This is a genomic window from Streptomyces sp. NPDC102467 (genome assembly GCF_044765445.1).
Lineage (GTDB): Bacteria > Actinomycetota > Actinomycetes > Streptomycetales > Streptomycetaceae > Streptomyces.
This window is the reverse complement of record NZ_JBIWKA010000016.1, coordinates 1-25,093: the sequence shown is the minus strand read 5'-3', so window position 1 is coordinate 25,093 and position 25,093 is coordinate 1. Positions and strand designations below refer to the sequence as shown.

General features: G+C 69.9%; 20 protein-coding genes, 1 tRNA gene and 2 pseudogenes. 8 read left to right on the top strand and 15 right to left on the bottom strand.

Features of this window, described 5'->3' with window-relative positions:
• Positions 1-3: 3 nt before the first annotated feature.
• The 5 genes from ACIREE_RS30505 to dnaK all read right to left on the bottom strand — a co-directional run bounded on the left by ACIREE_RS30505 (position 4) and on the right by dnaK (position 4,893).
• Positions 4-528, bottom strand: coding sequence for a GNAT family N-acetyltransferase (locus ACIREE_RS30505; RefSeq protein ID WP_404159158.1), 525 nt, complete (start codon positions 526-528; stop codon positions 4-6).
• A gap of 98 nt (positions 529-626) precedes the next feature.
• Positions 627-1,076, bottom strand: coding sequence for a heat shock protein transcriptional repressor HspR (locus tag ACIREE_RS30500; protein WP_404159154.1), 450 nt, complete (start codon positions 1,074-1,076; stop codon positions 627-629).
• Between the two features lie 5 nt (positions 1,077-1,081).
• Positions 1,082-2,284 (bottom strand): molecular chaperone DnaJ, encoded by a 1,203-nt coding sequence (gene dnaJ / locus ACIREE_RS30495; RefSeq protein ID WP_404159151.1) that lies wholly within the window; start codon positions 2,282-2,284, stop codon positions 1,082-1,084.
• Positions 2,285-2,341: 57 nt separating this feature from the next.
• The gene (grpE, locus tag ACIREE_RS30490) at positions 2,342-3,025 is read right to left on the bottom strand and encodes a nucleotide exchange factor GrpE (RefSeq protein ID WP_404159148.1); all 684 of its coding nucleotides are present in this window, start codon (positions 3,023-3,025) and stop codon (positions 2,342-2,344) included.
• Complete coding sequence (dnaK, locus tag ACIREE_RS30485; protein ID WP_404159145.1) at positions 3,025-4,893, bottom strand: molecular chaperone DnaK; 1,869 nt, start codon at positions 4,891-4,893, stop codon at positions 3,025-3,027. Before dnaK ends, grpE begins: the two co-directional genes overlap by 1 nt.
• 190 nt (positions 4,894-5,083) lie before the next feature.
• Between dnaK and ACIREE_RS30480 the strand changes: the two genes are divergently transcribed.
• Entirely contained in the window at positions 5,084-5,935 is an 852-nt protein-coding gene (locus ACIREE_RS30480; protein WP_404159143.1) for a glycosyltransferase family 2 protein, read from the top strand.
• A gap of 22 nt (positions 5,936-5,957) precedes the next feature.
• On the opposite strand, the gene ACIREE_RS30475 is transcribed toward ACIREE_RS30480, so the two are convergent.
• From ACIREE_RS30475 to ACIREE_RS30455, 5 genes are all read right to left on the bottom strand, one after another.
• Positions 5,958-6,974 carry an LCP family protein gene (locus ACIREE_RS30475; protein WP_404159140.1) on the bottom strand — a complete coding sequence of 339 codons (1,017 nt, stop codon included), beginning with the start codon at positions 6,972-6,974 and terminating at the stop codon, positions 5,958-5,960.
• Between the two features lie 142 nt (positions 6,975-7,116).
• Positions 7,117-8,292: a glycosyltransferase family 4 protein gene (locus tag ACIREE_RS30470; RefSeq protein WP_404159137.1), complete on the bottom strand. Its 1,176-nt coding sequence runs from the start codon at positions 8,290-8,292 to the stop codon at positions 7,117-7,119.
• Positions 8,289-8,705 (bottom strand): hypothetical protein, encoded by a 417-nt coding sequence (locus ACIREE_RS30465; RefSeq protein WP_404159134.1) that lies wholly within the window; start codon positions 8,703-8,705, stop codon positions 8,289-8,291. The genes ACIREE_RS30470 and ACIREE_RS30465 overlap by 4 nt, the downstream gene beginning before the upstream one ends.
• A gap of 65 nt (positions 8,706-8,770) precedes the next feature.
• Positions 8,771-9,892: an MraY family glycosyltransferase gene (locus tag ACIREE_RS30460; protein ID WP_404159131.1), complete on the bottom strand. Its 1,122-nt coding sequence runs from the start codon at positions 9,890-9,892 to the stop codon at positions 8,771-8,773.
• A 2-nt stretch (positions 9,893-9,894) separates the two neighbouring features.
• The gene (locus ACIREE_RS30455) at positions 9,895-10,734 is read right to left on the bottom strand and encodes an NAD-dependent epimerase/dehydratase family protein (RefSeq protein WP_404159129.1); all 840 of its coding nucleotides are present in this window, start codon (positions 10,732-10,734) and stop codon (positions 9,895-9,897) included.
• A 318-nt stretch (positions 10,735-11,052) separates the two neighbouring features.
• Between ACIREE_RS30455 and ACIREE_RS30450 the strand changes: the two genes are divergently transcribed.
• The 4 genes from ACIREE_RS30450 to ACIREE_RS30435 all read left to right on the top strand — a co-directional run bounded on the left by ACIREE_RS30450 (position 11,053) and on the right by ACIREE_RS30435 (position 17,569).
• Positions 11,053-13,335 carry a (Fe-S)-binding protein gene (locus tag ACIREE_RS30450; protein WP_404159126.1) on the top strand — a complete coding sequence of 761 codons (2,283 nt, stop codon included), beginning with the start codon at positions 11,053-11,055 and terminating at the stop codon, positions 13,333-13,335.
• A 229-nt stretch (positions 13,336-13,564) separates the two neighbouring features.
• Positions 13,565-14,866, top strand: coding sequence for an FG-GAP repeat domain-containing protein (locus ACIREE_RS30445; protein ID WP_404159124.1), 1,302 nt, complete (start codon positions 13,565-13,567; stop codon positions 14,864-14,866).
• Between the two features lie 230 nt (positions 14,867-15,096).
• Complete coding sequence (locus ACIREE_RS30440) at positions 15,097-16,572, top strand: FG-GAP and VCBS repeat-containing protein (RefSeq protein WP_404159121.1); 1,476 nt, start codon at positions 15,097-15,099, stop codon at positions 16,570-16,572.
• Positions 16,573-16,711: 139 nt separating this feature from the next.
• Entirely contained in the window at positions 16,712-17,569 is an 858-nt protein-coding gene (locus ACIREE_RS30435) for a Yip1 family protein (RefSeq protein WP_404159118.1), read from the top strand.
• Positions 17,570-17,641: 72 nt separating this feature from the next.
• Here the strand turns inward: ACIREE_RS30435 and ACIREE_RS30430 are convergent, their stop codons facing one another.
• Positions 17,642-18,139, bottom strand: a complete 498-nt coding sequence (locus tag ACIREE_RS30430) for a phosphoribosyltransferase (protein ID WP_363192393.1) — start codon at positions 18,137-18,139, stop codon at positions 17,642-17,644.
• Positions 18,140-18,161: 22 nt separating this feature from the next.
• Positions 18,162-18,737 (bottom strand): dCTP deaminase, encoded by a 576-nt coding sequence (dcd, locus tag ACIREE_RS30425; RefSeq protein ID WP_363192394.1) that lies wholly within the window; start codon positions 18,735-18,737, stop codon positions 18,162-18,164.
• A 536-nt stretch (positions 18,738-19,273) separates the two neighbouring features.
• Here dcd and ACIREE_RS30420 point away from each other — a divergent pair.
• Positions 19,274-19,347: transfer RNA gene (locus ACIREE_RS30420), tRNA-Gly, on the top strand.
• A 751-nt stretch (positions 19,348-20,098) separates the two neighbouring features.
• Here the strand turns inward: ACIREE_RS30420 and ACIREE_RS30415 are convergent.
• The 3 genes and pseudogenes from ACIREE_RS30415 to ACIREE_RS30405 all read right to left on the bottom strand — a co-directional run.
• Positions 20,099-20,408: pseudogene (locus tag ACIREE_RS30415) on the bottom strand (replication initiator); the annotation flags it as partial.
• 728 nt (positions 20,409-21,136) lie between these two features.
• Positions 21,137-21,469, bottom strand: coding sequence for a hypothetical protein (locus tag ACIREE_RS30410; RefSeq protein ID WP_404159114.1), 333 nt, complete (start codon positions 21,467-21,469; stop codon positions 21,137-21,139).
• Positions 21,470-21,675: 206 nt separating this feature from the next.
• On the bottom strand, positions 21,676-21,951 hold the full coding sequence (locus ACIREE_RS30405; protein WP_404159111.1) for a barstar family protein: 276 nt from the start codon (positions 21,949-21,951) through the stop codon (positions 21,676-21,678).
• A gap of 1,751 nt (positions 21,952-23,702) precedes the next feature.
• Here ACIREE_RS30405 and ACIREE_RS30400 point away from each other — a divergent pair.
• Entirely contained in the window at positions 23,703-24,476 is a 774-nt protein-coding gene (locus tag ACIREE_RS30400; protein WP_404159108.1) for a polysaccharide deacetylase family protein, read from the top strand.
• Between the two features lie 220 nt (positions 24,477-24,696).
• A pseudogene (locus ACIREE_RS30395) lies at positions 24,697-25,093 on the top strand (flagellar motor protein MotB); the annotation flags it as partial.

The window sequence follows — 25,093 nt, the reverse complement described above, 5'->3', positions numbered from 1 at the left end:
GGGTCAGCCCTCGAACTCGGTCAGGTCGATCGCGAACAGCAGCAGCCTGCCGTCCGGCGCGGACCCCGTGGGAGCCATGCCGAGCTTGTCCAGCACCTTCGCGGAGGACGTGTCGTCGGGGGCGGTGACCGCCACGATCCGGTCGATGCCGCGGTCCTGGAGGGCGAACTCCAGCGTGGCGTGGGCCGCCTCCGAGGCGTACCCCTGGCCCCAGAACTGACGCCCGAGCCGCCACTGGATCCCGATGTGGCCCGCGATCTGGGCCGGGGCGTCGGGGACGTACAGACCGACCGCGCCCGCCAGCTCGCCGGAGCCGAGGAGTTCGACGGCGAAGAGGCCGAAGCCCTCGTCGTCCCATTCCTCCTCCCAGCGCTCGATGTCCTCGGCGCTCTCGTCGAGGGAGCGCGGGGCGCCGTCGCCGATGTTGCGCATCACGGACGGGTCGGCCTGGATCTCGGCGAGCGCCGCGAGGTCGTCGTCGGGCAGCCAGCGGCGCAGGAGGAGCCGGGGGGTGTGGATCTCGGTCATGGGTCCATCCTGCGTCATGGCTGCGGGCCGACGCGTGAAGGGGCCCCGGAGAGCGAATCTCCGGGGCCCCTTCACGTACGGATACGCCGCGCGGGCTACTACTCCGGCGACCGCTTCGGCCGCCACACCACCAGCGCGCTGGTGTGCTGCACCTCCTGGTACGGGACCAGGTCGCGGCGGTACGAGGCGTGTACCGCCGCCTCACGTTGCTGCATCGTGGCGGCGGCTCCTTCCACGGCGGCGGAGAGTTCCGCCACGCGGGACTGGAGCGCTGCTACCTGGTTCTCCAGCTCGATGATGCGCTTGATGCCCGCGAGGTTGATGCCCTCGTCCTGCGACAACTGCTGGACGGTGCGCAGCAGTTCGATGTCGCGGGCCGAGTAGCGTCTGCCGCGTCCGGCCGTGCGGTCGGGCGAGACCAGGCCGAGGCGGTCGTACTGGCGAAGGGTCTGCGGATGCAGGCCGGATAGCTGGGCCGCCACCGAAATGACGTACACCGGGGATTCCTCGGTGAGTTCGTACGGGTTGGTGCGACGCCGGCCGTCCATCTCGCTCAAGCTCCCTTCGCGGCCTGAAACAGTTCTGCCCGCACATCGGTGTCCTCAGTCGCCTTGCGGAACGACTCGAGGGCCGAACGGGCCTCGTCGGTCAGGTCCTGCTCCTGAGGGACGGCCACTTCGACCGTCACCAGGAGGTCGCCACGCGTGCCGTCCTTGCGGACGGCGCCCTTGCCGCGGGCCCGCATCGTCCGCCCGTTCGGCGTGCCCGGGGGCAGCTTCAGGGTGACGGACGGGCCGCCGAGCGTGGGCAGCTTGACCTCGCCGCCGAGCGTCGCCTCGGTGAACGTGACGGGCACGGTCACCGTGAGGTTGTCGCCCTTGCGGCCGAAGACGGGGTGCGTGTCGACATGGACCACTACGTACAAGTCGCCTGCGGGGCCGCCCCGTTCACCGGGGGCGCCCTTGCCGCGCAGGCGGATGCGCTGCCCGTCCGAGACTCCGGCCGGGATGCGGACCTGCATGGTGCGGGACGACTTGGCACGGCCCGAGCCCTTGCAGACCTCGCAAGGAGTTTCGGCGATCAGGCCGCGGCCCTTGCAGTCCACGCACGGGTCGGTGAGGGAGAAGCCGCCACCGCCGCCGCGCGAGACCTGCCCGGTGCCGACGCAGGTCGGGCACACGCGCGGTGTGCCGTTCTTGTCGCCGGTGCCGGAGCACGCCTTGCAGGGGGACTGGGACGACATGCGCAGGGGGACCGTCGCGCCGTCCACGGCCTCGGTGAAGCTGAGCGACACCTCGGACTCGATGTCCTGGCCGCGGCGCGGCTGGACCCGGGTGCCCGCACCCGCGCCGCCCCGGTTGAACAGGCCGCCGAAGACATCGCCGATGCCGCCGCCGAACCCACCGGAACCGCCCTGGCCCTGGCTCTGGCCCTGTGGGCCGCCTCCGAAGAGGTCACCCAGGTCGAAGTTGAACGTGCCGCCGCCGCCCCCGCCGGGTCCCGGACGGAACCCGCCGTTGCCGAAGAGGGCGCGCGCCTCGTCGTACTCCTTGCGCTTCTTGGGGTCCCCGAGGACGTCGTTCGCCTCCGAGATCTCCTTGAAGCGCTCCTCCGCCTTCTCGTTGCCCTTGTTGGCGTCCGGGTGGTTCTCCCGGGCGAGCTTGCGGTACGCCTTCTTGATCTCGGCGTCGGTGGCGTCCTTGGGGACGCCGAGGACCTTGTAGTAGTCCTTCTCGATGAAGTCCTTGGTGCTCATCGGCCTCGACGTCCCTCCTCACTCACATCAGTTGCTACTACTACCGCGCGGATGACGTCAGCCCTCGTCCGGGCCACCGCTCTCCTTCTCTGCGTCCGCCTCAGGAGCGTCGGCAGTGTCGGACGCCTGCGCGCCCGGCTGCGGCTCGGCCACCGCCACGCGCGCGGGACGGATGGTCCGCTCGCCGATCCGGTAGCCCGGCTGCAGGATCGCGACGCAGGTCGTCTCGGTGACGTCCGGCGCGTACGAGTGCATCAGGGCCTCGTGGATCATCGGGTCGAAGGGCTCGCCCTCCTTGCCGAACTGCTGGAGGCCCAGCTTCGCCGAGACCGTCTCCAGCGACTCACCGACGGACTTGAAGCCGCCGACGAGCTCGCCGTGCTCACGGGCGCGGCCCACGTCGTCGAGGATGGGCAGCAGCTCGGTCAGCAGGCTCGCGACAGCGACCTCCTTGACCTGAACGCGGTCCCGCTCCACACGGCGCCGGTAGTTCTGGTACTCGGCCTGCAGGCGCTGGAGGTCCGCGGTGCGCTCGTTGAGCGCGGTACGCACCTGGTCCAGCTGGGCCGTCAGACCCACGTCCTGCGCGGATACCTTGCTTGCGTCCCCGGCCGGGGCCGCCGGGCCCTCCTGCGTGGAGGGCTCGGCGGACTGCGGCGCGGCGTCATCGGGGGTGGCGCCGGAGGGGACGTCGGGCTGCTCGGCGTTCTCGCCGCCGAGACCCGGGGTCTCCTCAGTCATCAGGCGGCGCCGCCCTTCGCGTCGGGCTTCTCGTCGTCGACGATCTCGGCGTCGACGACGTCGTCGTCCTTGGACATGTTCGGCGCGTCGGCACCCTCGGCACCCGGAGCGGCGCCCTCGGCACCGCCCGCGGCCTGGGCGTCGGCGTACATGGCCTGGCCCAGCTTCTGCGAGACGGCGGCGACCTTCTCGGTGGCGGTGCGGATCTCGGCCGAGTCCTCGCCCTTGAGCTTCTCCTTCAGCTCGCCGACGGCTTCCTCGACCTCGGTCTTGACGTCACCGGGGACCTTGTCGGCGTTGTCCGCGAGGAACTTCTCCGTCTGGTAGACGAGCTGCTCGCCCTGGTTGCGCGACTCGGCGGCCTCGCGGCGGGCGTGGTCCTCCTCCGCGTACTTCTCGGCCTCTTCGCGCATCCGGTTGACCTCGTCCTTCGGCAGCGAGGAGCCACCGGTGACGGTCATCTTCTGCTCCTTGCCCGTGCCGAGGTCCTTCGCGGTCACGTGCATGATGCCGTTGGCGTCGATGTCGAAGGCGACCTCGATCTGCGGGACACCGCGCGGGGCCGGCGGAAGGCCCGTGAGCTCGAACATTCCGAGCTTCTTGTTGTACGCCGCGATCTCGCGCTCGCCCTGGTAGACCTGGATCTGCACGGACGGCTGGTTGTCCTCGGCCGTCGTGAAGATCTCGGACCGCTTGGTCGGGATCGTGGTGTTGCGCTCGATGAGCTTGGTCATGATCCCTCCCTTGGTCTCGATGCCGAGGGAGAGCGGGGTGACGTCGAGGAGCAGGACGTCCTTGACCTCGCCCTTGAGGACACCGGCCTGCAGGGCGGCGCCGATGGCGACGACCTCGTCCGGGTTCACGCCCTTGTTCGCCTCGTTGCCGCCCGTCAGCTCCTTGACGAGCTCGGCGACGGCGGGCATACGGGTCGAGCCACCGACGAGAACGACGTGGTCGATCTCGGAGAGCTGGATGCCCGCGTCCTTGATGACGTTGTGGAACGGCGTCTTGCAGCGCTCCAGAAGGTCGGACGTGAGCTGCTGGAACTGGGCGCGCGTGAGCTTCTCGTCCAGGTGCAGCGGGCCCTCGGCGGACGCCGTGATGTAGGGCAGGTTGATCGTGGTCTCGGTCGAGGACGAGAGCTCGATCTTCGCCTTCTCGGCGGCCTCGCGCAGGCGCTGGAGCGCCATCTTGTCCTTGGCGAGGTCCACGCCGTGGCCGTTGTTGAACTGCTTGACCAGGTAGTCGACGACGCGCTGGTCCCAGTCGTCACCACCGAGGTGGTTGTCGCCGTTCGTCGCCTTCACCTCGACGACGCCGTCGCCGATCTCCAGGAGGGACACGTCGAAGGTGCCGCCACCGAGGTCGAAGACGAGGATCGTCTGGTCGTCCTTGTCGAGGCCGTACGCCAGGGCGGCGGCCGTCGGCTCGTTGACGATACGCAGGACGTTCAGGCCCGCGATCTCGCCGGCCTCCTTCGTCGCCTGGCGCTCCGAGTCGTTGAAGTACGCCGGGACGGTGATGACCGCGTCGGTCACCTTCTCGCCCAGGTAGGACTCCGCGTCGCGCTTCAGCTTCTGCAGGATGAAGGCGCTCATCTGCTGCGGGTTGAAGTCCTTGCCATCCAGGTTGACCTTCCAGTCAGTGCCCATGTGGCGCTTGACGGAGCGGATGGTCCGGTCCACGTTCGTGACCGCCTGGCGCTTGGCGACCTCGCCGACGAGCACCTCGCCGTTCTTGGCGAAGGCGACGACGGACGGCGTGGTCCTGGCGCCCTCGGCGTTGGTGATGACGGTGGGCTCGCCGCCTTCGAGAACGCTGACGACGGAGTTAGTCGTGCCCAGGTCGATGCCGACCGCACGTGCCATTTCGAATCCTCCAGCTAATACTTGAGTGGAACTGGCTCAATGCTGCAACACCACCCCCCTCCCCGTCAACAGACATGAGTCCACCTCACTCAACTTTTATCCTGCGCTTATGGGCAGTCCTCTCGGAAACCAGCCCTGACCAGCTCGTTCTACGTAACTGTCAGCGGCCCGTACGACGGAAGGAGCCCCCGTGGAGCCGCCCCGGGTAGCCGTTCTGATGACCGGCCACAACCGCCGAGTCACCACACTCGCCACTCTCGACACCTTGGCCACACAGCGCGGCCTGCCGCCCGGCACCGAGATACAGGTCCATCTGGTCGACGCGGGCTCGACGGACGGCACGGCCCGCGCGGTGCGCCGCGCCCACCCCGGCGTCCAGGTGACGATCGTGGGACCCGACGTCTACTGGGGCCATGGCATGCGCCTCGCCAGCCGCAACAGCCGCGCGGCGGGCAGCCCCGAGCCCACGCACCAGCTGTGGCTCCACGACGGCGTCCGGCTCGCCCCGGACGCGCTGGCCCACCTCATGGGCGTATCACGGGAGTTGGAGGACCGCGCGATCGTCGTCGGCGCGGTCCGGCACCGCGGCGTCACCACGCACTCGGGGCGCCGACGGCACGGCCGCGCCCTCGCCCTCGTCGAACCGGCCGACCGGCCCGAGCCCTGCGACACGTACGACGGCACCGTGGTCCTGCTGCCCTGGGACGTGCGCGAGCGGGTCGGCGACATCGACAAGGTCTTCCGGCACGGCATGGGCGACCACGACCACGGCTTCCGGGCCCGCCGCGCGGGCGTCGCCGCGTTCGTCGCCCCGCGCCACGTCGGCGACTGCCCGGCCGACAGGGTGCGGCGCGGCTCCCGCGAGCCCGGCATCGGGGTCCGCGAGGCACTGCGCCGCAGGGTCTCGCAGCCGGAGCTGCCGGTGTGGCAGTGGTGGGTGTACTGCTGGCGGCATACGGGGATGCGGGCCCCTGTGCTCATGGTGTCGCCGTACGTGGTCACCGTGGCGCGGGCCCTCGCGGCCGGCCGCGCCACGGCGTAGGCCCCGTTTCCAGGGCCCGCGCTCACAGCTCGTCGTTGGCCGGGTCGTACGCGTTGTACAGGCGCTTCGGCAGCGGCCCGTCCCGGCGCAGCGCCTCGAAGAGCTCGTCCGTCTGGTCCTCCACGGGCATGTAGCGCCCCCAGTAGTCGGGGTGCTCCACGCTCGGGAGGGTGATGACGGCCGTACGGCCGGCGGGCACCTTCGCCGCTCCCTCCGCGAGCCCGTACAGCTCGCTCAGCGAGTCGAGGCCCTTGTCCGCGGTGAGCGAGGAGGTCACCGCGTGCAGGACCGGATACAGGCGCGTCGTGTGGTCGAGCAGCCCCGCCTCCCTGACCTGGGCGAGCACATCGCGCACGAACTCCTTCTGCCGCTCGATGCGTTGCAGGTCGCTGCCGTCCCCGACACCGGTGCGGCCACGGACGAAGACGAGGGCCTGCGCGCCGTCGAGATGCTGCTCGCCCTTGTGGAGCACGACTTTGCCGTGGGGCACCCGCATCCGCTCGTGCACCGTCACATCGACGCCGCCGAGCGCGTTCACGACCTTCTGGAACCCGGTGAAGTCCAGGACCAGATGGTGGTCGACGCGCACCCCGCTCAGCTCCTCGAAGGTGCGGATCGCGCAGGCCGCGCCACCACGCTCGAAAGCCCAGTTGAACTGCGCGTACTCCGGCTCGCTGCGCTCCCCGCCCGGCAGCCGGCAGGCCGGGATGTCCACCATCAGGTCGCGCGGCACACTCACCAGGGCGGCCCGCTTCCGGTCCGCCGACAGGTGCAGCAGCATCGTCGTGTCGGAGCGCTGGCTGTCCTTGGTGGCCTCGATGTCCGAGCCCATGACCAGGATGTTCTGCGCGCCGGGCCGCAGCGCCACGGGCCGCTTGCCGTGGTCGGCGTCGAGGGCCCGGTCGGCGGCCGAGTCGGTACGGATGTTGCCGCTCAGCAGCGCGTACGCGAGGCCGCCCGCGCACACGGCGGCCACCAGGAGCGCCCCGGCGGCCAGGGTGCTCCAGCGCATCCAGCGGCGCGCGAGCAGCTTCCTCAATGGCCTTTCCAATGGCTCCTCTACTGGCCTTTTCAATGGCTCCTCTACTGGCCTTTTCGATGGCTTTTCTACTGGCCTTTTCGATGGCTTTTCTACTGGCCTTTTCAATGGCTTCCTAAAGAAGTGACGCGGTCGGCGGACATCACGGAGTGCCATGCGCGGCCCCTTCCGCGGACCGGACGACGGTGTCGTACAGCTCCTCGGCCCGCTCGACCCACACCGCCTCCCCGTACCGCTTCGCGTAGATCCCGCGGCAGTGCTCGCGCAGGGTGGGGAAGATCCGCTCGGCGGCGGCCAGTGCGGCGGGCAGCGGCGCGTCCCAGGCGGTCACGGTGCCGGTGCCGTCGGCGCGCACGGTACGCGGCGCGGCAGAGCCCTCGAAGGCGAGCACGGGGAGCCCCGCCGCCAGGGCCTCCAGGTAGCCGGAGGGCACCGCGCCCTCCGGTCGGCGGCCGGGCAGGACGAGGCCTCGGTAGCCGGGCAGCGTGCGGCGCAGCGCGGCGCGCTCGACGGTGCCGAGGAACCGCACGGACGCGGGCGCCGCCGCCCGGCACGCGCGCTCCAGCGGGCCCGCGCCCACGACGTCCAGGCGCTGCCCCACGGGCCAGCGGCGCAGCAGGTCGAGGATGCCCTCCTCCGGGGCGAGCCGGCCGTCGAACACCCAGACGTGCCCGTCGCTGTGCCGCGTTCCCGTCGGGTTCTCCGTCACCGGGACGTAGTTGGGCACCACGGCGAGCCGCTCGGGCGGCAGCCCGGCCCGCGCGTACGTGTCCCGGCTCAGCTCCGAGAGGACGACCACGCGATCGGCGCGCCGCAGCAGCGGGTCCTCCCTGACGCCGCCGCGGGAGGCCCAGGCGAGCGGCAGCGTCGCGAGCCGCGAACCGCGGAAGCAGCCGTGCCGCACCCCCGCCCACCGGTCGCCGTCGACGCAGCGGGTGCACGGCGCGCCGTCCCGGTACAGGTCGGCCGCCGCGCACAGCGGGCGGTAGTTGTGCAGGGTCGCCACCAGCGGGCGGGTCCACTCGGCGGCCCAGGAGCGGCCGAAGTCGGGGAACAGGTTGTGCACGTGCACGACGTCCGGCGCGAAGGCGCGCAGCGCGGGCAGCGGGCTGGGGCCGTGCCCGGTGGCGACGGTGACGGCACAACGGGCCGCGTACCAGGGCGGGTTCTGCACTCCGTCGGTGCGGGTGGCGACGAGGCGGACCTCGTGGCCCGCGCGGCCGAGGGCGTCGGCCTGGTCGAGGACGGCCTCGTTCTCGCCGCCGAGCACGGACGGGCCGTGGGAACCGGCGAAACTGTGGACGAGCGCGATCCTCACGCGAGCACCGCCCCGTGCGCGACACCGGTCCGTACGAGAGCCAGGTCGCGACCGAACTCCCCCGCGCCGGCAATCACTTGAGGCAGTTCCGGCGCGGAGTCGACCTGTAGGAGCACCCGCTCACCCGGCGCGACGACGTCCTCCCACACCCCGTCCAGGCGCCGCACCCACGCGCGGTCCCGGTCGCCGAGCGCGTACGGCAGCACGTGCCAGTCCCGGTCGCGGGCGGCGGCCCTGCGCACGGGGGCGCGGGGCCCGCCGAACGGCTCGAAGGAGACGATCCGCCCCCGGTAGCCGCGGCGCCGCAGCGCCCGCCCGAGCGCGCCGTCCTGCCCACCGGCGTCCAGCACCAGGTCGATCTCGCGGTGCGCGAGTTGGCGTACCAGCTCCCGCATCCGGCCGAGGCTCGTCATGCGTCTGCTCCCTTGCGTGTACGTGGCGTGGACGGAGCCGGGGCCGACCCCGGGCGCCGTCTCCATCAGGCGTCGGCCCGCACCAGGTCGACCCGTTCGACCCGCGCCCCCCGCACCCGTCTGCGCCCCCCGTAGACCGGCACCCGCAGCAGCAGCACCACGGCCACCAGCGCGGCCCCGCCCAGCCACCACACGACCGACGCCCCTACGGCCCCGCGGTGCAGCAGCACCCCGGTGGCCGCGCCGAGCCCGGTGGCGGCGCCGAGCACCACCGCCGCCCCGGGCACGGTGAGCCCGAGGCGGCGCAAGCGGTGCGCGATGTGGTCGGGGCCGCCGCGCAGCACCCCGCGCCCGGCCCTGCGCCGCGACACGACCACCAGCACCGTGTCGGCGGTCGCCACGACGGTCACCGCGAACAGCGCGGCGGGTGACGCGGGGGCCTGGTGCCCGACGTTCACGAGCAGGGCCGCGCAGGCCACCAGGAACCCGGTGGACAGCGAGCCGCAGCTGCCCAGGACGACCCGGGCGGGATACCAGTTGTGCACCAGGAATCCGGTGAGCGAGGCGGCGTGCAGGCCGAGGACGACGGCGAGCGGGCCGAGCCCCTCCGCGCCCGCGCTCACGCCCAGGCCGAGCGCGGTGACGACGGCCACCACGCCCATCGCCCCGTCGGAGTTGTCCAGGAGCTTGAAGGCGTTCGTCACGAACACGATCCACAGCACCGCCAACGCCCCGGCCACGAAGCCGAGTTGCGTACCGTGCACCACTACGCTGGCCGCCCCCGCCTCCACGATGACCTGTGCCCGCGCCCCCATCGGCCGCAGGTCGTGGAGGAACCCGAGCAGGGCGACAGCGCCCGCCGCGAGCAGCAGCGTGCCGGTGGTCGGGCCCAGCGGGACCAGCCCGGCGAGGGTCCCCGCCCCCGAGACGACGCCCGTGGCACCGGCGACGGCGACCCCGCCGAGGTGCGGCGCGGGCCGGTTGCGCGCCGGGCGCCCACCAGACCCTCCAGACCCGGCAGGCCCACCAGACCCGGCAGACCCTCCAGACCCGGCAGGCCCGGCAGGCCCGGCAGGCCCGGCAGGCCCGATGCCGAACGAGGTACGCAGTGCCAGGGCCCGCAGCGCCGCGGTCAGGGCGGCGGCGAGCAGCAGGGCGGTCGCCGCGGCGGCGATCCCGTACAGCACGCTCAGGCCCGGGTCGCGGCGACGGGCGACCGCGGCGCCGGAGCCGCCTCGCAGAGGGCCGCTTCACTCAGGGCCGCGTCGACGATGTCCGTGATGCCGAGCGTGGGTTCCCAGCCGGTGAGCTCGCGCAGCGGGCGGGCGTCCGGGATGCCGTGGCCGACGGCGCCCTCACCCTCGTACGGGCGCTCCTCGTACGGGCGCTCCTCGTACGGGCGCTCCTCGTACGGGCGCTCCTCGTACGGCAGGAATTGCACCGGTGAACCGGCGCCGGAGCGCTCGACGACGAGGGCCGCCAGGTCGGCGACGGTGATCTCCTCGGCGCCGCCGATGTCGTAGACCGCGCCGCCCGCGCCCGGGTGGACGAGCAGCCGCAGCAGCGCGTCGACGACGTCCGCGACGTGCGTGAGGCTCCGGCGCTCGGTGCCGTCCCCGTGGACGGTGAGCGGCCGCCCGGCGACGGCCTGCGCGGCGAGGCGCGGCAGGAGGCTGCCGGAGGCGGTCGACTGGCGCGGCCCGACGGTGTCGAAGAGGCGGACGGCGGTGGTCCTGCCTGCTGTCTCGACGGCGGTCCCGACGGCGGGGCGGGTGCCGGAGCCCCCGGCCAGGTGGATCACCGCGTCGCAGCGGCCGGTCAGTTCGCCGAGGAGGCGCGCGTCGCGGGCGCAGCCGCGTACGAACCGCAGTCTCGGGTCGGGCCAGGCGGCGGCGAGGTGGTCGCGGCGGCCGGTGGAGAGGTCGTCGAGGACGACGACCGTGTGTCCCCGGGCGAGCAGCGCGTCGGTCAGGTGCGAGCCGATGAAGCCCGCGCCTCCGGTGACCAGGTACGTCAGGGGTGCGGTCATCGTGTGGGCCCCTCGGTGAATTGCGGTATCGGGGTGACACCGGCGGGTATCGGGGTGACACCGGTGGGGCACGCCCGTCCGGAGCCCTACATAAGCTATTCCGTTATGTCCAAATATGGCGTGAATAACACGATCTGCTTTGGCGAGAGCCTCCAGAAGGGGCCGGGCCAGGGCACCCTCAGCGACACAGATCACGACCCTGGCGACTACATTGCGATCGCGTAAGTGGGTAGTCTCAGACGGACTGCATAAGTTACCGCTTAGTAATCACTAGTACGTCAACGAAGAGACCACCTCGCAGGCCCGAGGAGCCCCCAAATGCAACTCGCCGCGATCATCGTGTCGCTGGTTCTGATCGTGGTCGGCGTGGCCCTGTTCGCCCGCGCCCTCCTGCAGATCTACAACTTCATGCGGCTCGGCCAGAACGTGCCCGCGGGCACCCGCACCGACGAGCCCGGCCGGCGCACCGTCACCGTGGCCAAGGAATTCCTCGGCCACACCCGGATGAACCGCTGGGGCATCGTCGGTGTCGCGCACTGGTTCGTGGCGGTGGGCTTCTTCTCGCTGCTGCTGACGATCGTCAACGCCATCGGCCAGCTGTTCCAGGCCGACTGGCTGCTGCCGATCATCGGCGAATGGGCGCCGTACAACATCTTCGTCGAGTTCATCGGCACGATGACGATCCTGGGCATCGCCGTCCTGATCGTGATCCGCCAGCTGAGCCTGCCGAACAAGCCGGGCCGCAAGTCCCGCTTCGCCGGCTCCAACTTCGGCCAGGCGTACTTCGTCGAGGCCGTCATCCTCATCGTCGGCGTCTGCATCTTCATGCTGCACGCCCTCGAAGGCGCCCAGCACCACGTCGACGGCTACGAAGCCTCGTTCTTCATCTCGTACCCGGTGATCAACTGGCTCGAGGGCATGGACGTCTCCACGCTCCAGACCCTCACCTACTTCTTCGCGGGCCTGAAGATCGCGACCTCGTTCATCTGGATGATCGTGGTCGCCCTGAAGACCGACATGGGCGTCGCCTGGCACCGCTTCCTCGCGTTCCCGAACATCTGGTTCAAGCGCGAGGCCGACGGCGACGTCGCGCTGGGCGCGCTGGCGCCGATGACCTCGCAGGGCGAGCCGATCGACTTCGAGGACCCGGGCGAGGACGACGTCTACGGCGTCTCGCAGATCGAGCACTTCTCCTGGAAGGGCCTGCTCGACTTCTCCACGTGCACCGAGTGCGGCCGCTGCCAGTCGCAGTGCCCCGCCTGGAACACCGGCAAGCCGCTCTCCCCCAAGCTCCTCATCATGTCGCTGCGCGACCACGCGCACGCCAAGGCCCCGTACCTGCTCGCCGGTGGCGGCAAGGATATGGAGGGCAACGAGAAGGCCACGGAGGAGCAGCTCAAGGACGTCCCGGCGGAGGCCATCGCCGAGGCCGAGCGCCCCCTGATCGGCACCCTCGAAGAGAACGGTGTCATCGACCCGGACGTCCTGTGGTCCTGCACCACCTGCGGCGCCTGCGTCGAGCAGTGCCCGGTCGACATCGAGCACATCGACCACATCGTCGACATGCGCCGCTACCAGGTGATGATCGAGAGCGCGTTCCCGTCCGAGGCGGGCACCATGCTCAAGAACCTGGAGAAGAAGGGCAACCCCTGGGGCCTGGCGAAGAAGCAGCGCCTGGCGTGGCTGGGCGAGCTCGACTTCGAGGTGCCGGTCGTCGGCAAGGACATCGAGGACCTCACCGAGGTCGAGTACCTCTACTGGGTCGGCTGCGCCGGTTCCCTTGAGGACCGGGCCAAGAAGACCACCAAGGCCTTCGCCGAGCTGCTGCACATCGCGGGCGTCAAGTTCGCGATCATGGGCGGCGACGAGAAGTGCACCGGTGACTCGGCCCGCCGCCTGGGCAACGAGCCGCTGTTCCAGCAGCTCGGCCAGGAGAACGTCATGTCGCTGAACATGGCCTTCGGCGAGGAGTACGACGACGACGGCAAGGTGACGCCCGAGTCGGCCAAGCCGAAGACGGCGAAGAAGATCGTCGCGACCTGCCCGCACTGCCTCAACACGATCGGCAACGAGTACCCGCAGCTCGGCGGCGACTACGAGGTCATCCACCACACGCAGCTGCTGCAGCACCTCGTCGACGACGGCAAGCTCGTCCCGGTCACCCCGGTCGAGGGCCTCATCACGTACCACGACCCGTGTTACCTGGGCCGCCACAACAAGATCTACTCGCCGCCGCGCGAGATCATCGGCAAGGTGCCGGGTCTGCGCAACGAGGAGATGCACCGCCACAAGGAGCGCGGCTTCTGCTGTGGCGCCGGCGGTGCGCGCATGTGGATGGAAGAGCGGATCGGCAAGCGCATCAACAACGAGCGCGTCGACGAAGCCCTGTCCCTCAACCCGGACATCGTCTCCACGGCCTGCCCGTTCTGCCTCGTCATGCTGACCGACTCGGTCAACGGCAAGAAGAACGACGGCAAGGCCAAGGAGTCCATCCAGGTCGTCGACGTGGCCCAGCTGCTGCTCGACTCCGTCAAGACGCCAGCCGACCCGGCGGGCGAGGCAGAGCCGACGGACGCGCCCGAGCCGGAGCCCGTCAAGTAGTCCGGCCAGTACGCCACTTGGGGCGCCCCGTGCTCACCGGCACGGGGCGCCCTTTCGTGTACGCCACCCCGGCAGCACACCGAAAGTGACCAACCCGGCACTCCCCGCCCCTTAACGATCCTCCGCCCCATCGGCATCATGAACCCGTCGGCATCATGAAGCGGACGGACTCACGCGACACCACGACACACCACACACGGCCGGTACACGGCGGGGCGGGGCATTGCTGATGACGGGCACACGCAGACACGGCTGCCGCGGCAGAACGCTGGGCCCCGGTGCCCTGCTGCTCACCGCGACGCTCGCCTCCGCGCTCACCGCCTGCGGCGGCACGGGCGGCACCGATGCCACCGCCTCCCACCACCCGGTGGCCATGGCGGGCAAGGACGAGAGCCCGGTCAAGCCCGTCCCCCGCGGCGCCGGCAGCAAGGTGCCGTCCGACTTCAACGGCGACGGCGCCCCCGACCTCGTACTCGACGAGCTGGCGCACGACGGGCTCGGCGACGACGCCGGGATCGGGATCGTGTACGGGCGCAAGGGGCACGGACTCGACGCGGGGACACGGCAGTTGCTCTCCCCTGCGAAGTACGCGGCGCCGACGGAAGGACAGGTCCCGGCGGCGTTCGGCTCCGAGGCGACGTGCGACCTCGACCGCGACGGGTTCGCGGACCTCGTCGTGTCGACGGACCCGCCCTACGACGGACAGGGGCAGCCGCCCGTCCCCCTCCAGATCCTCTTCGGCTCACCCACCGGCATCTCCGGCAAGGGCGTGAAGCTGCGCATCCCCGCGCAGGCACGTTTCGGCAATGATTGGCCGGACCAGCCGGTGTGCGGCGACTTCGACGGCGACGGCGGATACGACCTCGTGGTGCACGCGAGCGCCGGCCGACTCACCTTCCTGCCCGGCCCGTTCACCCGCGCCGGCGCCGCGCGCGGCAAGCCCCGCATCGCGCAGGCCGCCGGCAACGTCCCGGCGGGCCCCGCCGCCGACCTCGACGGCGACGGGACCGACGACGTCCTGGTCCGCGCCCACAACGGCACCGCCCGCTCGGCCCTCGTCCTCGGCGGCCCGCAAGGCCCGGCCGAACCCGGCGCGGCCTACCCGGCGGGCTCCGACCTGGCGTTCGGCCGCTTCGGAGCCGCGAAGACGCGGGGCGCGGCCGTGCTGACCGCGGCAGGGCTGCGGATGCCCGCGCCCACGGGGGGCACCCTGAAGGTCTCCGGCACCGCGCTCGACACGGGTGACCTCGACGGCGACGGGCGCACCGACCTGATCGTCTCGGGCGGCGCGACCGTCCGCCTGGTGCGCGACGGCGCCCGCCTCGTGCCCGGGACGCCCGGCACGGGCAAGGTCGTGGCGGTCGCGGACTTCGACGGAGACGGCCGCGACGACGTGGTGCTCCAGCGCACGCCGAAGGCGGCGGACGGTGGTGACGGCAAGGACGCGGTCGTGGTGCTACGGGGTGCGCGCGGCGCGGGCCTGGTGACGAAACAGCCCGAACTCTCCTTTTCCACAGCCGAGTTCAGCTGACGACCACACCACCCCTGGGGTCCCAACACCCTCTCCGGCGACCCAACTCCGCCTCTCGTGACGCAACTTACCCTCCTCTCCCGTACAACCCTTGTATCCCCCAACGAGTCTCCTGTTCGCCAACTGACGGGCCACACCCGGGACAACGCCCGGCAAACGCCCGCGGAACGGCACCTCATCGACGCGGGATGTCCGCCAGACATCCCCTCCCTGCCGCAGGAGCCCATCGCATGCCCAAGCTCAGACGCACCTCCGCCCCGTCCCCGACCCGCATGCGCCTCATCACGGCGACGGCGGCGGCCGCCGCACTGACCGGAGGCCTCTTCGTGGCCTCGGCGGGCCCGGTCTCCGCGGCCACGCCGGGGGTCGCCCAGTCCGACGCCGACTTCAACGGGGACGGCGCGGCGGACGTCGTGGTGTCCGCGCCGGTGGCCTACGTGAACGGGCGCGCCGGAGCCGGCCAGGTCGCCGTCCTGTACGGCGGCGGCAAGCACGTCACCATCAGCCAGAACTCCGCCGGTGTGCCCGGCACCGCCGAGGCGGTGGACAACTTCGGTTTCGCCACCGCCTACGGCGACTTCGACGGCGACGGCTTCGACGACCTGGCCGTCGGATCACCCGGCGAGGACGGCACCGACGACCCCGACGGCGGCACCGTCGCCATCCTCTGGGGCTCCGCGGGCGGCCTGACCAGCGGCACGACAGTCTCCGACCCGCGGGCCTCCAGCCACGACTGGTTCGGTTACACCCTGGAAGCCGCCGACTTCGACGGCAACGGCAAGGACGACCTGGCCGTCGCCACGCCCAACTCGGCCACCGTCGACGTGATCCGCGGCGGCTCGCGGACCAGCACCATGGGCGGCACGTACACCGTGACGACGCCGGTGCAGAGCGGCCAAGAAGGCGTCGGCATCAGAAACCTGCACTCCGGTGACATCAACGGAGACGGCAAGGACGACCTCCTCGCCAACGGCTTCGAGAAGAACTCGGACGGCTGGGACGCCAACTTCTACCTGCCCGGCACCGCGTCGGGCGTCAAGGCGGCCGGCGCGGTCCAGCTGCCCGCCGGCATCATCACCGACGTCGGCGACGTCGACAGCGACGGCAAGGGCGACATCGTCTTCGGCCTGGAGTGGGACGACGAGATCCCCGGAAGCCAGCTGGGCGGCGCCGTCCTGATCGCCCACGGCACCGCGAGCGGCCCGGACGTCTCCGAGATCCAGACCATCGACCAGGACACCGCGGGCGTCCCCGGCGCCGGTGAGACGGGCGACGACTTCGGCGGCGAGCTCGACCTCGGCGACATCAACGGCGACGGCCACCTCGACCTCGTCGTGGGCGCGCGGGGCGAGAACCTCGACGGCATCAGCAACGCCGGTTCCATCACCGTCCTGTACGGCGCGGCGGACGGCTCCGGCATCACCGGCGCGGGCGCCAAGTTCTACAGCCAGGACACCCCCGGCGTGCCCAACTCCAATGAGAAGGACGACAACTTCGGCTCGGACGTGCACATCGACGACCTCGACGACGACGGTCGCGGCGAGGTCGTCGTGGGCGCCAACGGCGAGAACGGGCACAACGGCGCGGTCTACGCCCTGCACTCCAACACGGACGACACCCTGTCGGCCGCCGCCGGCATCTACACGTCCACGCTCGGCATCTCGGCCTCCGGAGCACCGCAGCTCGGCGTGAACTTCGCCGACTGACATCGCCGGCCGACTTCACCGACCGACCGACTTCACCGGCTGAGGGGCATCCCTTAGGGGATGTCACAGCTCAGCCGCAATGCCGGGCCCGAACCCTCGGGCCCGGCCCCCGCCCCGCGAAACCAGGTACGTTCGACGCGTGGCTGGATTCAGGAACGGACGCGGCCGGGACAACCGCGAGGCACCGCAGGGGCGACCCCAGGGTCAGCCCCAAGGGCAACCGCAGTACTACGGGGGCCAGCAACAGTGGCCCCAGCACGGCGCCGGGCACGGGAGCGGGCACGGGCACGGTGAGCCGGAGTACTTCGGTGACCCCGGCACGCCCCAGCACCCGCAGGGCGGCTACGACCCGTACGCGGCGAACAACCCGGGCCACACCCAGGCGTTCTCGGTGCAGGACGACGCGTACACCCAGGGCGCGACGTACCAGGCGGGCGCGGCCCCGGGCCCCGTCGGCCCCCGCCTGCACTGGAAGCAGCTCCTCAGCGGGGTCGTCCTGCGCCCCGCCCCGACCTACCTCCAGATGCGCGACTACGCGATGTGGGCCCCGGCCCTCGTCGTCACGTTCCTCTACGGCCTGCTGGCGATCTTCGGCTTCGACGGCGCCCGCGAGGACGTGATCCATGCCACGCTCTCGGCGGCGATCCCCTACGTCCTGACCACGGGCATCGCGATCACCCTCAGCTTCTTCGTGCTCGGCGTGGTCACCCACACCCTGGCCCGCCAGCTCGGCGGCGACGGCGCCTGGCAGCCCACGGTCGGCCTGTCCATGCTGATCGCGTCGCTCACGGACGCCCCGCGCCTGATCGTCGGCATGTTCCTCGGCGGCGACGAGGGCTTCGTACAGCTCCTCGGCTGGGTGACCTGGCTGGCCGCGGGCGCCCTGCTCACCACGATGGTCTCGAAGTCGCACGACCTGCCGTGGCCGAAGGCGCTGGCAGCCTCGGCGATCCAGCTGGCCGCGCTGCTGTCGATCATCAAGCTGGGCACGTTCTAGTCACGTACGTACGAGGAAGGGGCCCGGCACTGTTCGACAGTGCCGGGCCCCTTCTCCGTTTCTCCGGGTATGTCAGGCGTCGAGCACCTGTCCGGCCCGCTTCACGACAGGCTCTTCCACACTCCACGGGAAGTTGATCCAGTCATCGGTCCGCTTCCACACGTATTCGCACTTCACGAGCGAGTGGGACTTCTCATAGACCACGGCGGACCGCACCTCGGCCACCGTGTCGAGGCAGAAGTCATGGACGAGCTTCAACGTCTTCCCCGTATCGGCGACGTCGTCGGTGATGAGCACCTTCTTGTCGCTGAAGTCGATGGCGTTGGGAACGGGAGCGAGCATGACGGGCATCTCCAGCGTCGTCCCCACCCCCGTGTAGAACTCGACGTTCACCAGGTGGATGTTCTTGCAGTCGAGGGCGTACGCAAGCCCGCCGGCCACGAACACCCCGCCCCGCGCGATGCTCAGCACGACATCGGGCTCGTACCCGTCGTCGGCGATGGTCTGGGCGAGTTCGCGCACGGCGACGCCGAACTTCTCGTACGTAAGGTTTTCGCGCACGTCACTCATGTCGCTGCTGCTCACCTGCTGCTCACACCTGGGTCCGATGGAAATTGAGGAAGGAACGGGAGGCGGTGGGACCGCGCTGCCCTTGGTAACGCGACCCGTAGCGCTCGCTCCCGTACGGGAACTCGGCGGGCGACGACAGCCGGAACATGCACAGCTGCCCGATCTTCATGCCGGGCCAGAGCTTGATGGGAAGCGTCGCGAGATTCGACAGCTCGAGCGTCACGTGCCCGTTGAACCCCGGGTCGATGAACCCGGCGGTGGAGTGGGTCACGAGCCCGAGCCGCCCCAGCGAGCTCTTGCCTTCCAGCCGCGACGCCAGGTCATCGGGCAGCCCGATGACCTCGTACGTCGACGCGAGCACGAACTCGCCCGGGTGCAGGATGAACGGCTCGTCGCCCTCCGGCTCCACGAGCCGCGTGAGGTCGGCCTGCTCCACGCTCGGGTCGATGTGCGGGTACTTGTGGTTCTCGAACACCCGGAAGTAGCGGTCGAGGCGTACGTCGATGCTCGACGGCTGCACCATGGATTCGTCATAGGGATCGATCCGGACCCGCCCGGCGTCGATCTCGGCCCGGATGTCCTTGTCTGAGAGAAGCACGTAGCGAGGATACGCAGAGCGCGCGGGCCCACCACAATCGGCGACCCCGCGCGCTCCTCGTCCTGCTTACTGTCCTGCTTACTGCTACTGCTCCGCTACCGCTTCCCAGGTCCTCCCACAGGAACGGCATGTCGCAGTCGAGCACAGCGCGGGCACCGAATGAGCCGGCTGGGACCGAGGCGGTCCGCCTGCTGCATCGGGAACGAAGCGGTGCTGAACACGTGCCCTTCGGCACAGCGGACGACGGTGCGTTCCATTGAGTCCATCAAAGTCCCGGGATCCCTTCCCCACGAGCCATTGGGCCAGTTTCCTGGCCGACGACGAAGCCACATTACGGGATGAAAGGGACGGCATTCCAGGCGGCACTCCGACCCTGGACAACCCTCTGGCGGTCCCCACACCGTACGCCCCAACTCCCTTGACCCGCAGTCACATCCACACCCCGCAACGCAGCCGGGCCCCGTGGCGCAAGCACCTGGGACCCGGCATGAGGTAGAGTGACCGCCAGTACAAAGCCGCTTCGGCGGCCGTACTACGCGGGTGTAGTTTAGTGGTAGAACATCAGCTTCCCAAGCTGAGAGTGCGAGTTCGATTCTCGTCACCCGCTCCATAGCCAAGGCCCAGGTCATCATCATCGACCGGGGCCTTTTCGCTGCCCGCTCGGGCTGCGTTCAGCCGACCCGTGCCACGTCCGTGCCAGCTGCCTGATCATCCGGCTTCCGTGCCACGGCGCGGCGGGCTAGGGCCCTTCTGACGGATCTCCGTGGGTGAAGGAGCGGCGTAGTGGGGTCTCCCCTGCTCGAACGGAGTTGAGAGCTTGGGGAAGCGTGCCCTCGGCGTGCGGTGTGAAGGGTCATGTGGCGGAGCCACCTGTCCCTTTGCGCCGTGCGGTGAGGGTGCGTGCCGGGCGTCGTGACGCCGCGGAGATCCGTCAGAAGGGCCCTAGGCGCCGAGGTAGACCATCAGGCGCAGGAGGCGGTACGCCTTGCGGTCGCCGTCTTGGCGCCGCCGGTACGGAGCCGCTCGGTGCGTCAGGTGCGGATGCGGGGCGCGATGATCTCGTCGACGTGGTCGTCACCGAAGGTCGGGAGGATGTGGCGGTCCAGGAGGTACCGGTACAGGTCGCGCGTGAGCGCACGCCGAGTTCACGTCCCTCGACCCACTTGCCAGCGCAGGAGCGGAAGTTGACGGCCCCAGCCTCTGGGTCCCGCCAGTCCCCTTTACGGATCTCGGTCTGTTTCCCGGCCGGCCAATCGTCGGCGTCCGTTGTCGTCCCGAAGGTGACCGGCGCCGGGCGCATCACGCCGTCCGGCCCCGGGTACCGCGCCTGGTATCGGCTGGACGGCAGCCGCCTGATCGCGCCGAACCGGCGTCGTCTCTGTTCCGGGGGCGGGTTCGAGGGTTTCGGCGAGCCAGGTCTCGGCGCCGGTGAGACCGGTTCCGGCGTAGACCCAGTGGGCGAGGACGAGGGTCGTGTCCGGGGCGGACTGGTCGTCGGTGACGGCTTGGGCGCGGGCCGTGCGGAGCGCGCCGAGGGTGGGGGAGCAGCGGCGGAAACTTGGTGCAGAAGTAGCCGCGGAAGCCAAGCATGTGGGCCCAGGCGCGGAGCCGAAGATCTGCGAGTTCCTTCCGTGCACCAAGAGTCCAGGCGGTGCGGATCATTCGGCGGGCACTGGCCCACCGAGTCGTAGTTCACGACAGCCAGAACGGCCACACGGCCACCGCCGAGGCCTACGCGGACGGTCCCTGGGCCGTCCGAGGTCGCTCAGCACCGGCCGAAAACGACCAATGACGACCAGTCAGGCGGCCGCGACCAGGCCCCGGAGCTGCAAAAACGCAGGTCGCCGAGATCCCCGGCAAGACCCAGGGCAAGAAGAAGTAGGCGCCGACGAGCAAGCCCCCTACTCGGCGAATGAGATCATCCGCGGATGGCAGACGCGCGGCTACCCCGAGGATGGACTCTTCAGCAGATTCGCGATGCGTCGGGGGACCGAGAGGCTGTCGCCCTGGATCCCGATCGGCCAGTGAAGTGGGTCAGCGTCGGCGAGGCCCACGAGATACCACGCCCAGAGATCGTTCTCGGATTCCACAGCCTGTGTCTCGTGAAGCCCGTCGATGACGACGATTGGTACATGGGCAGCCTGTACGACGACGGCAGCATCGACTGTTGGGAAGCCTACGGCGACCTGTACGAGGCGCTACGCGGTCTCTAAGAGCCTTGCGCCACAGTCTCGCGTGCCAGGCGCCCTGAGTGTCTGACTGCGTGACAACCGCGACGCACAACCGCGAACAACCGTGTACGTCAGCGGACCATCAGCGCAGGTAACAGGCGCAATAGCCCAAGGGCAGCGAGCATCCCGAGTTGCTTCGGGACGAAGCGGTCGTAGGCAAAAGCGGTGTCAGGGCTGGAAGCGAACGAATCCGTCGGACTGGTCCAGGTGGAACGGCGAGCCGGGACGCGTCGGGTGCCAGCCCTGGACGAGGGCCGATGCGATGGCGGAGCTGACATCGCTGGGCAGCACCGCTGCGCTCGGCGCTTCGAACCAGTTGCTGGCGTGCGGCTGGTTCGTAGTGACGACAAGGGTCGTGCCGGGGTTGTCCGCGTGCTGCACCGCGTACGTGCATGGCTTGTCGCAAAGAGCCTGGTCGTAGGTCGGCCGGCGGCGCAGGCGCCAGCGGTAAGTCGTGCCGTCGACGACGATGCGTCGCGAACCCTTGCGGCCGATGGCCATGGCGAGCCCCCATCCCCCGGACTGGCCGCGATGCTAGCTGGTCAGACGGTGGGGGAGCCGAGGTTTTCGGGCCGTCTCTGGGCCGTCCGAGGCTGCTCAGCGGTGACAAACGGCGACCGCCAGTGACAGGGGTCCTACGCCACGACCCCAGGTCACGCCCGTTCGTCTGCCACACTGGTACAGCCATGCCTAAGCCCGGAGATTGCTCATCGCTCGGCATACTCAGCGACGAACTCCGGGCGGTACATGGCTTGGTAGTCGTCGAGCGCCCGACGAAGCATGGCGGCCCCGCGGGGAACGCCAGCCGCGAGCTGGTCCCAGCCGAGGAAGCGCACATGGTTCGGGATGCTGACCAGTCCGGTGATTGCGTCCCAGAAGGCGTCCCAGTTCCTGCCGTAGAACTCCGGGAAGTCCAACTCCCGCATCAGCAGCAGGTGGAGAGAGCGCTCGTCGCTCACCTCGCTGACATCGATGGTGATCACGGCAACACGCTTGCACGAAGGTGCACCGTTCTGACATCCACGAGTGACATCAACGACAGCGGACAGCGGCGGCAACCAGCAGCCGTGAGCGTCACCGACCCACGAGGCAGTCTCCAGCTAGGCGGCATGGAGATCGAACTCCTAAAGCGATGGTCCCGGACGACCTGGACTACCTGTGGGCGGACCGCAGCCAATCGAGCATTTTCGAGGCTCTGACCATCGGTGGTTTCTGAAGACCTACAGACTCTGGGCCGTACGCCACCGCCGGAATGCAGCCCGGCAACCGCCACCAAGAGACCCGAGCTTCCCAAGCTCAGGGCCGCGGCCACCGGATACGCAGTGGCCACGTGACGCGTGGTTCTGTACCTTGCCCCCATGACCGACAACCGAAGGGGCAATGCCGCGTAGGCGCCCGTCAGCCCTGCGGGGTGACCTCCCTGTCCGCCCCTGGAGGCGGCGACGGTACCCGTTCATTGATCGCCTTTCAGGATCTTGCACAGCTGACCTGCGTCGGTTGGAGCGGTCCCGCTTCTGGCCCGAAGCCACGGAAGAAGCTTTCTGGCATTGGCAGGCCTTTGCCCACGGCCCCCTCGGACAACTTGCAGACCCGCTCATAGGTATGGATTGCGGCATCCCTGAGTGCAGGTGTTACGGCGTCGGCTTCCGCGAGCACCTCGAAGCCGTGCTTCACGCACTGCCCAAGAAGAGCGCGCGGGAGTTGCGTGCCCTCGTGTGGGCCCTCGATGAGAAGATCCTGACCAGGGCCAAGGTCATCCCGGCCGATAGCCTGACCGTGCCATGGTGGCGAGGGCAGCTCCAGTACCGCGGGACGGCCGTGTCAGTTTCCGTCTCATTCAGCCCCGTTCACGGTCGTTCAGGCGAGGCTCGAAGCTGTTCCCGCATCAGTAGTCAGGCGCCCATGAAGCCAGGTGAACGCTCCTGGACACGCCCCGAGGCCCCACCAACACAGTTGGAAAGCGTGTAGGAGAAGGCACGCACGAACCAATCCGCTTGACACGGTGCAACCGTCGTGAGGAGATCCCTCCACACTGATCCGCTGGGGGAAATTCTCGTGTCGTACGCAAACGTGACGCTTGCTGGCACCGCCAACTCGCCAAGTGAACATCTACAACTCGCTGCCTTTACCGCGATGGCCGCAGTCGTCTTCATATGGTTGGGGCGGAGGCAACGCCGTACCGGCCGCAGCCTGATCGCCCCGTCCGAAACGGTGAGGGTGGGGGATCGGCTGGTTACACCGCCCCCAGCGAGCCGAGTCCGCCGCGCTGCCGGGACCGGATGGATCGTGGTCGGGAGCATCTTTCTCCTGCCAGCGGTCTTCAACTTCGTAGCCGCGATCAACTCTCTTATCGGCTAGGGCCGTGCCACACCCGTGCCAGGTCGGGCGGGGACCCATGGGAACGGGGCAACCGGTCATCGGCAGCGACGGCCACCAGACTGCTTACTTGCAACTCAGGTACTCAACTCCCGCTAGAACAACCGAGTTTCCAAGCTGCGAGTCCGAGTTCGGTCTCGTCAGCCGCTCCGTGTGTAACCCCCAGGTCATCGACCCGGGGGTTCTTCGTTGTCCGGGCCTGTTCGGCGCCCGGCGCCGATCGCCGAGTGTCCGTGATCTCCGTCGAAATCGTCCGTGATCGGTAACAGACGCATCCACAGCGCACCGTTCCTCGTCCTGTCAGATGGTCGCGACGCGGCCGGGGACGGGCGGGGAACGGCGTGAGAGTGGGGCGGACATGACGCGGCACGGTGGCGGTCGGAGCTGGTACGGCAAGGTGATCGGGGCGGCGCTCGGGGTGACGATGCTCGCCGCCGGGGTCGGGGCGTGGACCGCGCAGGCCGGCGCCGTGGACACCTCGTCGCCCCAGGCGACCGCGCCCGCCACGCCGGGCGGTGACATCAAGCGGGTCGCGGCGACCATCGTGCACGCCTCGGACAAGGGGGCGCAGGGTGTCAACATCACCATCGACGACGGCCCCGACCCCACCTGGACCCCTCAAGTACTCGATCTGCTGCGGGAGTACGGGGTGAAGGCGACGTTCTGCATGGTGGGGACGGCGGCACAGGCCCACCCGGACCTCGTGAAGAAGGTGGTCGCGGACGGGCACCGGCTGTGCGACCACACCGTGTCGCACGACACCGCCATGGACAAGAAGTCCCAGGCCTACCAATCGCAGCAGATACTCGACGCCGAACGCATGATCACCAAGGCGTCCGGGGGCGTGCGGCCGATGTACTACCGCGCCCCCGGTGGCGCCTTCACCCCCTTCAGCCGCAAGCTCGCCGCCTCCCGGGGCATGCGCCCGCTGGGCTGGAACGTGGACAGCAAGGACTTCGAACGGCCGGGCACGGACGCCATCGTCGCCACCGTCGAGCGGGAACTGCCCAACGGGCCGACGATCCTCTTCCACGACGCGGGAGGCGACCGCTCCCAGACCCTCGCCGCCCTGCGCCGAGTCCTTCCCCGGCTCAAGGAACAGGGCCACTCCTTCGGCTTCCCGGTGCGCTGATCCCCGTCCCCGATACCCGACCCCGATCCCCGTCCCCGATACCCGTTCCACAGGCAAGGCCCAGGTCATGTACCTGGGCCTTTTTTGCTGTCCCGCTACTGCTTCAACTGCCGTGTGTTAGCGAGGCGTTAGCGGTCGGCGATCATACGTTAGCGGCGCCGGGCAGAGTCGTTGTCGTACCGGGGAAACAACGACACCGACCGCTTCTGGGGGACCTGAAATGCGCTCCGACACCACCACTCGTTCCGCCCGCCGCCGCAGCCTGCGGATCGCCGCCGCGACCCTGACGGCCGTCGCGGGGCTGACGCTGACGGCCTGCTCCGGCTCGGACACCGACGCGGGGAGCGCTGCGAAGTCCGGGTCCCGCGCGGACATCGGTATGGCCGCCGACCAGGTCAAGGACACCGGGTCCGGGTCCGATGCGCAGGCAGACGGCGCCGGGAGCGGCAAGGAGGGCACCAGCGGCTCGGCGGGCAAGCAGGCGGCCGGTAAGCAGGCGCCCAGCCCGCAGACCGCCGGCAGGACCACGACCGACACCAAGACCAAGGCGAGCATCGGTCGGTGCCACACCGCCAACCTCAACGCGTCGTTCAACACGGGCGGCGACGCGGTTCCGG

What these genes read in the sequence shown, in the direction of transcription:
- ACIREE_RS30505 (WP_404159158.1), bottom strand. Translation starts at nt 528, where the DNA reads ATGACCGAGATCCACACCCCCCGGCTCCTCCTGCGCCGCTGGCTGCCC.
- ACIREE_RS30500 (WP_404159154.1), bottom strand. Translation starts at nt 1,076, where the DNA reads ATGGACGGCCGGCGTCGCACCAACCCGTACGAACTCACCGAGGAATCC.
- dnaJ (WP_404159151.1), bottom strand. Translation starts at nt 2,284, where the DNA reads ATGAGCACCAAGGACTTCATCGAGAAGGACTACTACAAGGTCCTCGGC.
- grpE (WP_404159148.1), bottom strand. Translation starts at nt 3,025, where the DNA reads ATGACTGAGGAGACCCCGGGTCTCGGCGGCGAGAACGCCGAGCAGCCC.
- dnaK (WP_404159145.1), bottom strand. Translation starts at nt 4,893, where the DNA reads ATGGCACGTGCGGTCGGCATCGACCTGGGCACGACTAACTCCGTCGTC.
- ACIREE_RS30465 (WP_404159134.1), bottom strand. Translation starts at nt 8,705, where the DNA reads ATGACGAGCCTCGGCCGGATGCGGGAGCTGGTACGCCAACTCGCGCAC.
- ACIREE_RS30455 (WP_404159129.1), bottom strand. Translation starts at nt 10,734, where the DNA reads ATGACCGCACCCCTGACGTACCTGGTCACCGGAGGCGCGGGCTTCATC.
- ACIREE_RS30450 (WP_404159126.1), top strand. Translation starts at nt 11,053, where the DNA reads ATGCAACTCGCCGCGATCATCGTGTCGCTGGTTCTGATCGTGGTCGGC.
- ACIREE_RS30445 (WP_404159124.1), top strand. Translation starts at nt 13,565, where the DNA reads ATGACGGGCACACGCAGACACGGCTGCCGCGGCAGAACGCTGGGCCCC.
- ACIREE_RS30440 (WP_404159121.1), top strand. Translation starts at nt 15,097, where the DNA reads ATGCCCAAGCTCAGACGCACCTCCGCCCCGTCCCCGACCCGCATGCGC.
- ACIREE_RS30430 (WP_363192393.1), bottom strand. Translation starts at nt 18,139, where the DNA reads ATGAGTGACGTGCGCGAAAACCTTACGTACGAGAAGTTCGGCGTCGCC.
- ACIREE_RS30410 (WP_404159114.1), bottom strand. Translation starts at nt 21,469, where the DNA reads ATGGCCATCGGCCGCAAGGGTTCGCGACGCATCGTCGTCGACGGCACG.
- ACIREE_RS30400 (WP_404159108.1), top strand. Translation starts at nt 23,703, where the DNA reads ATGACGCGGCACGGTGGCGGTCGGAGCTGGTACGGCAAGGTGATCGGG.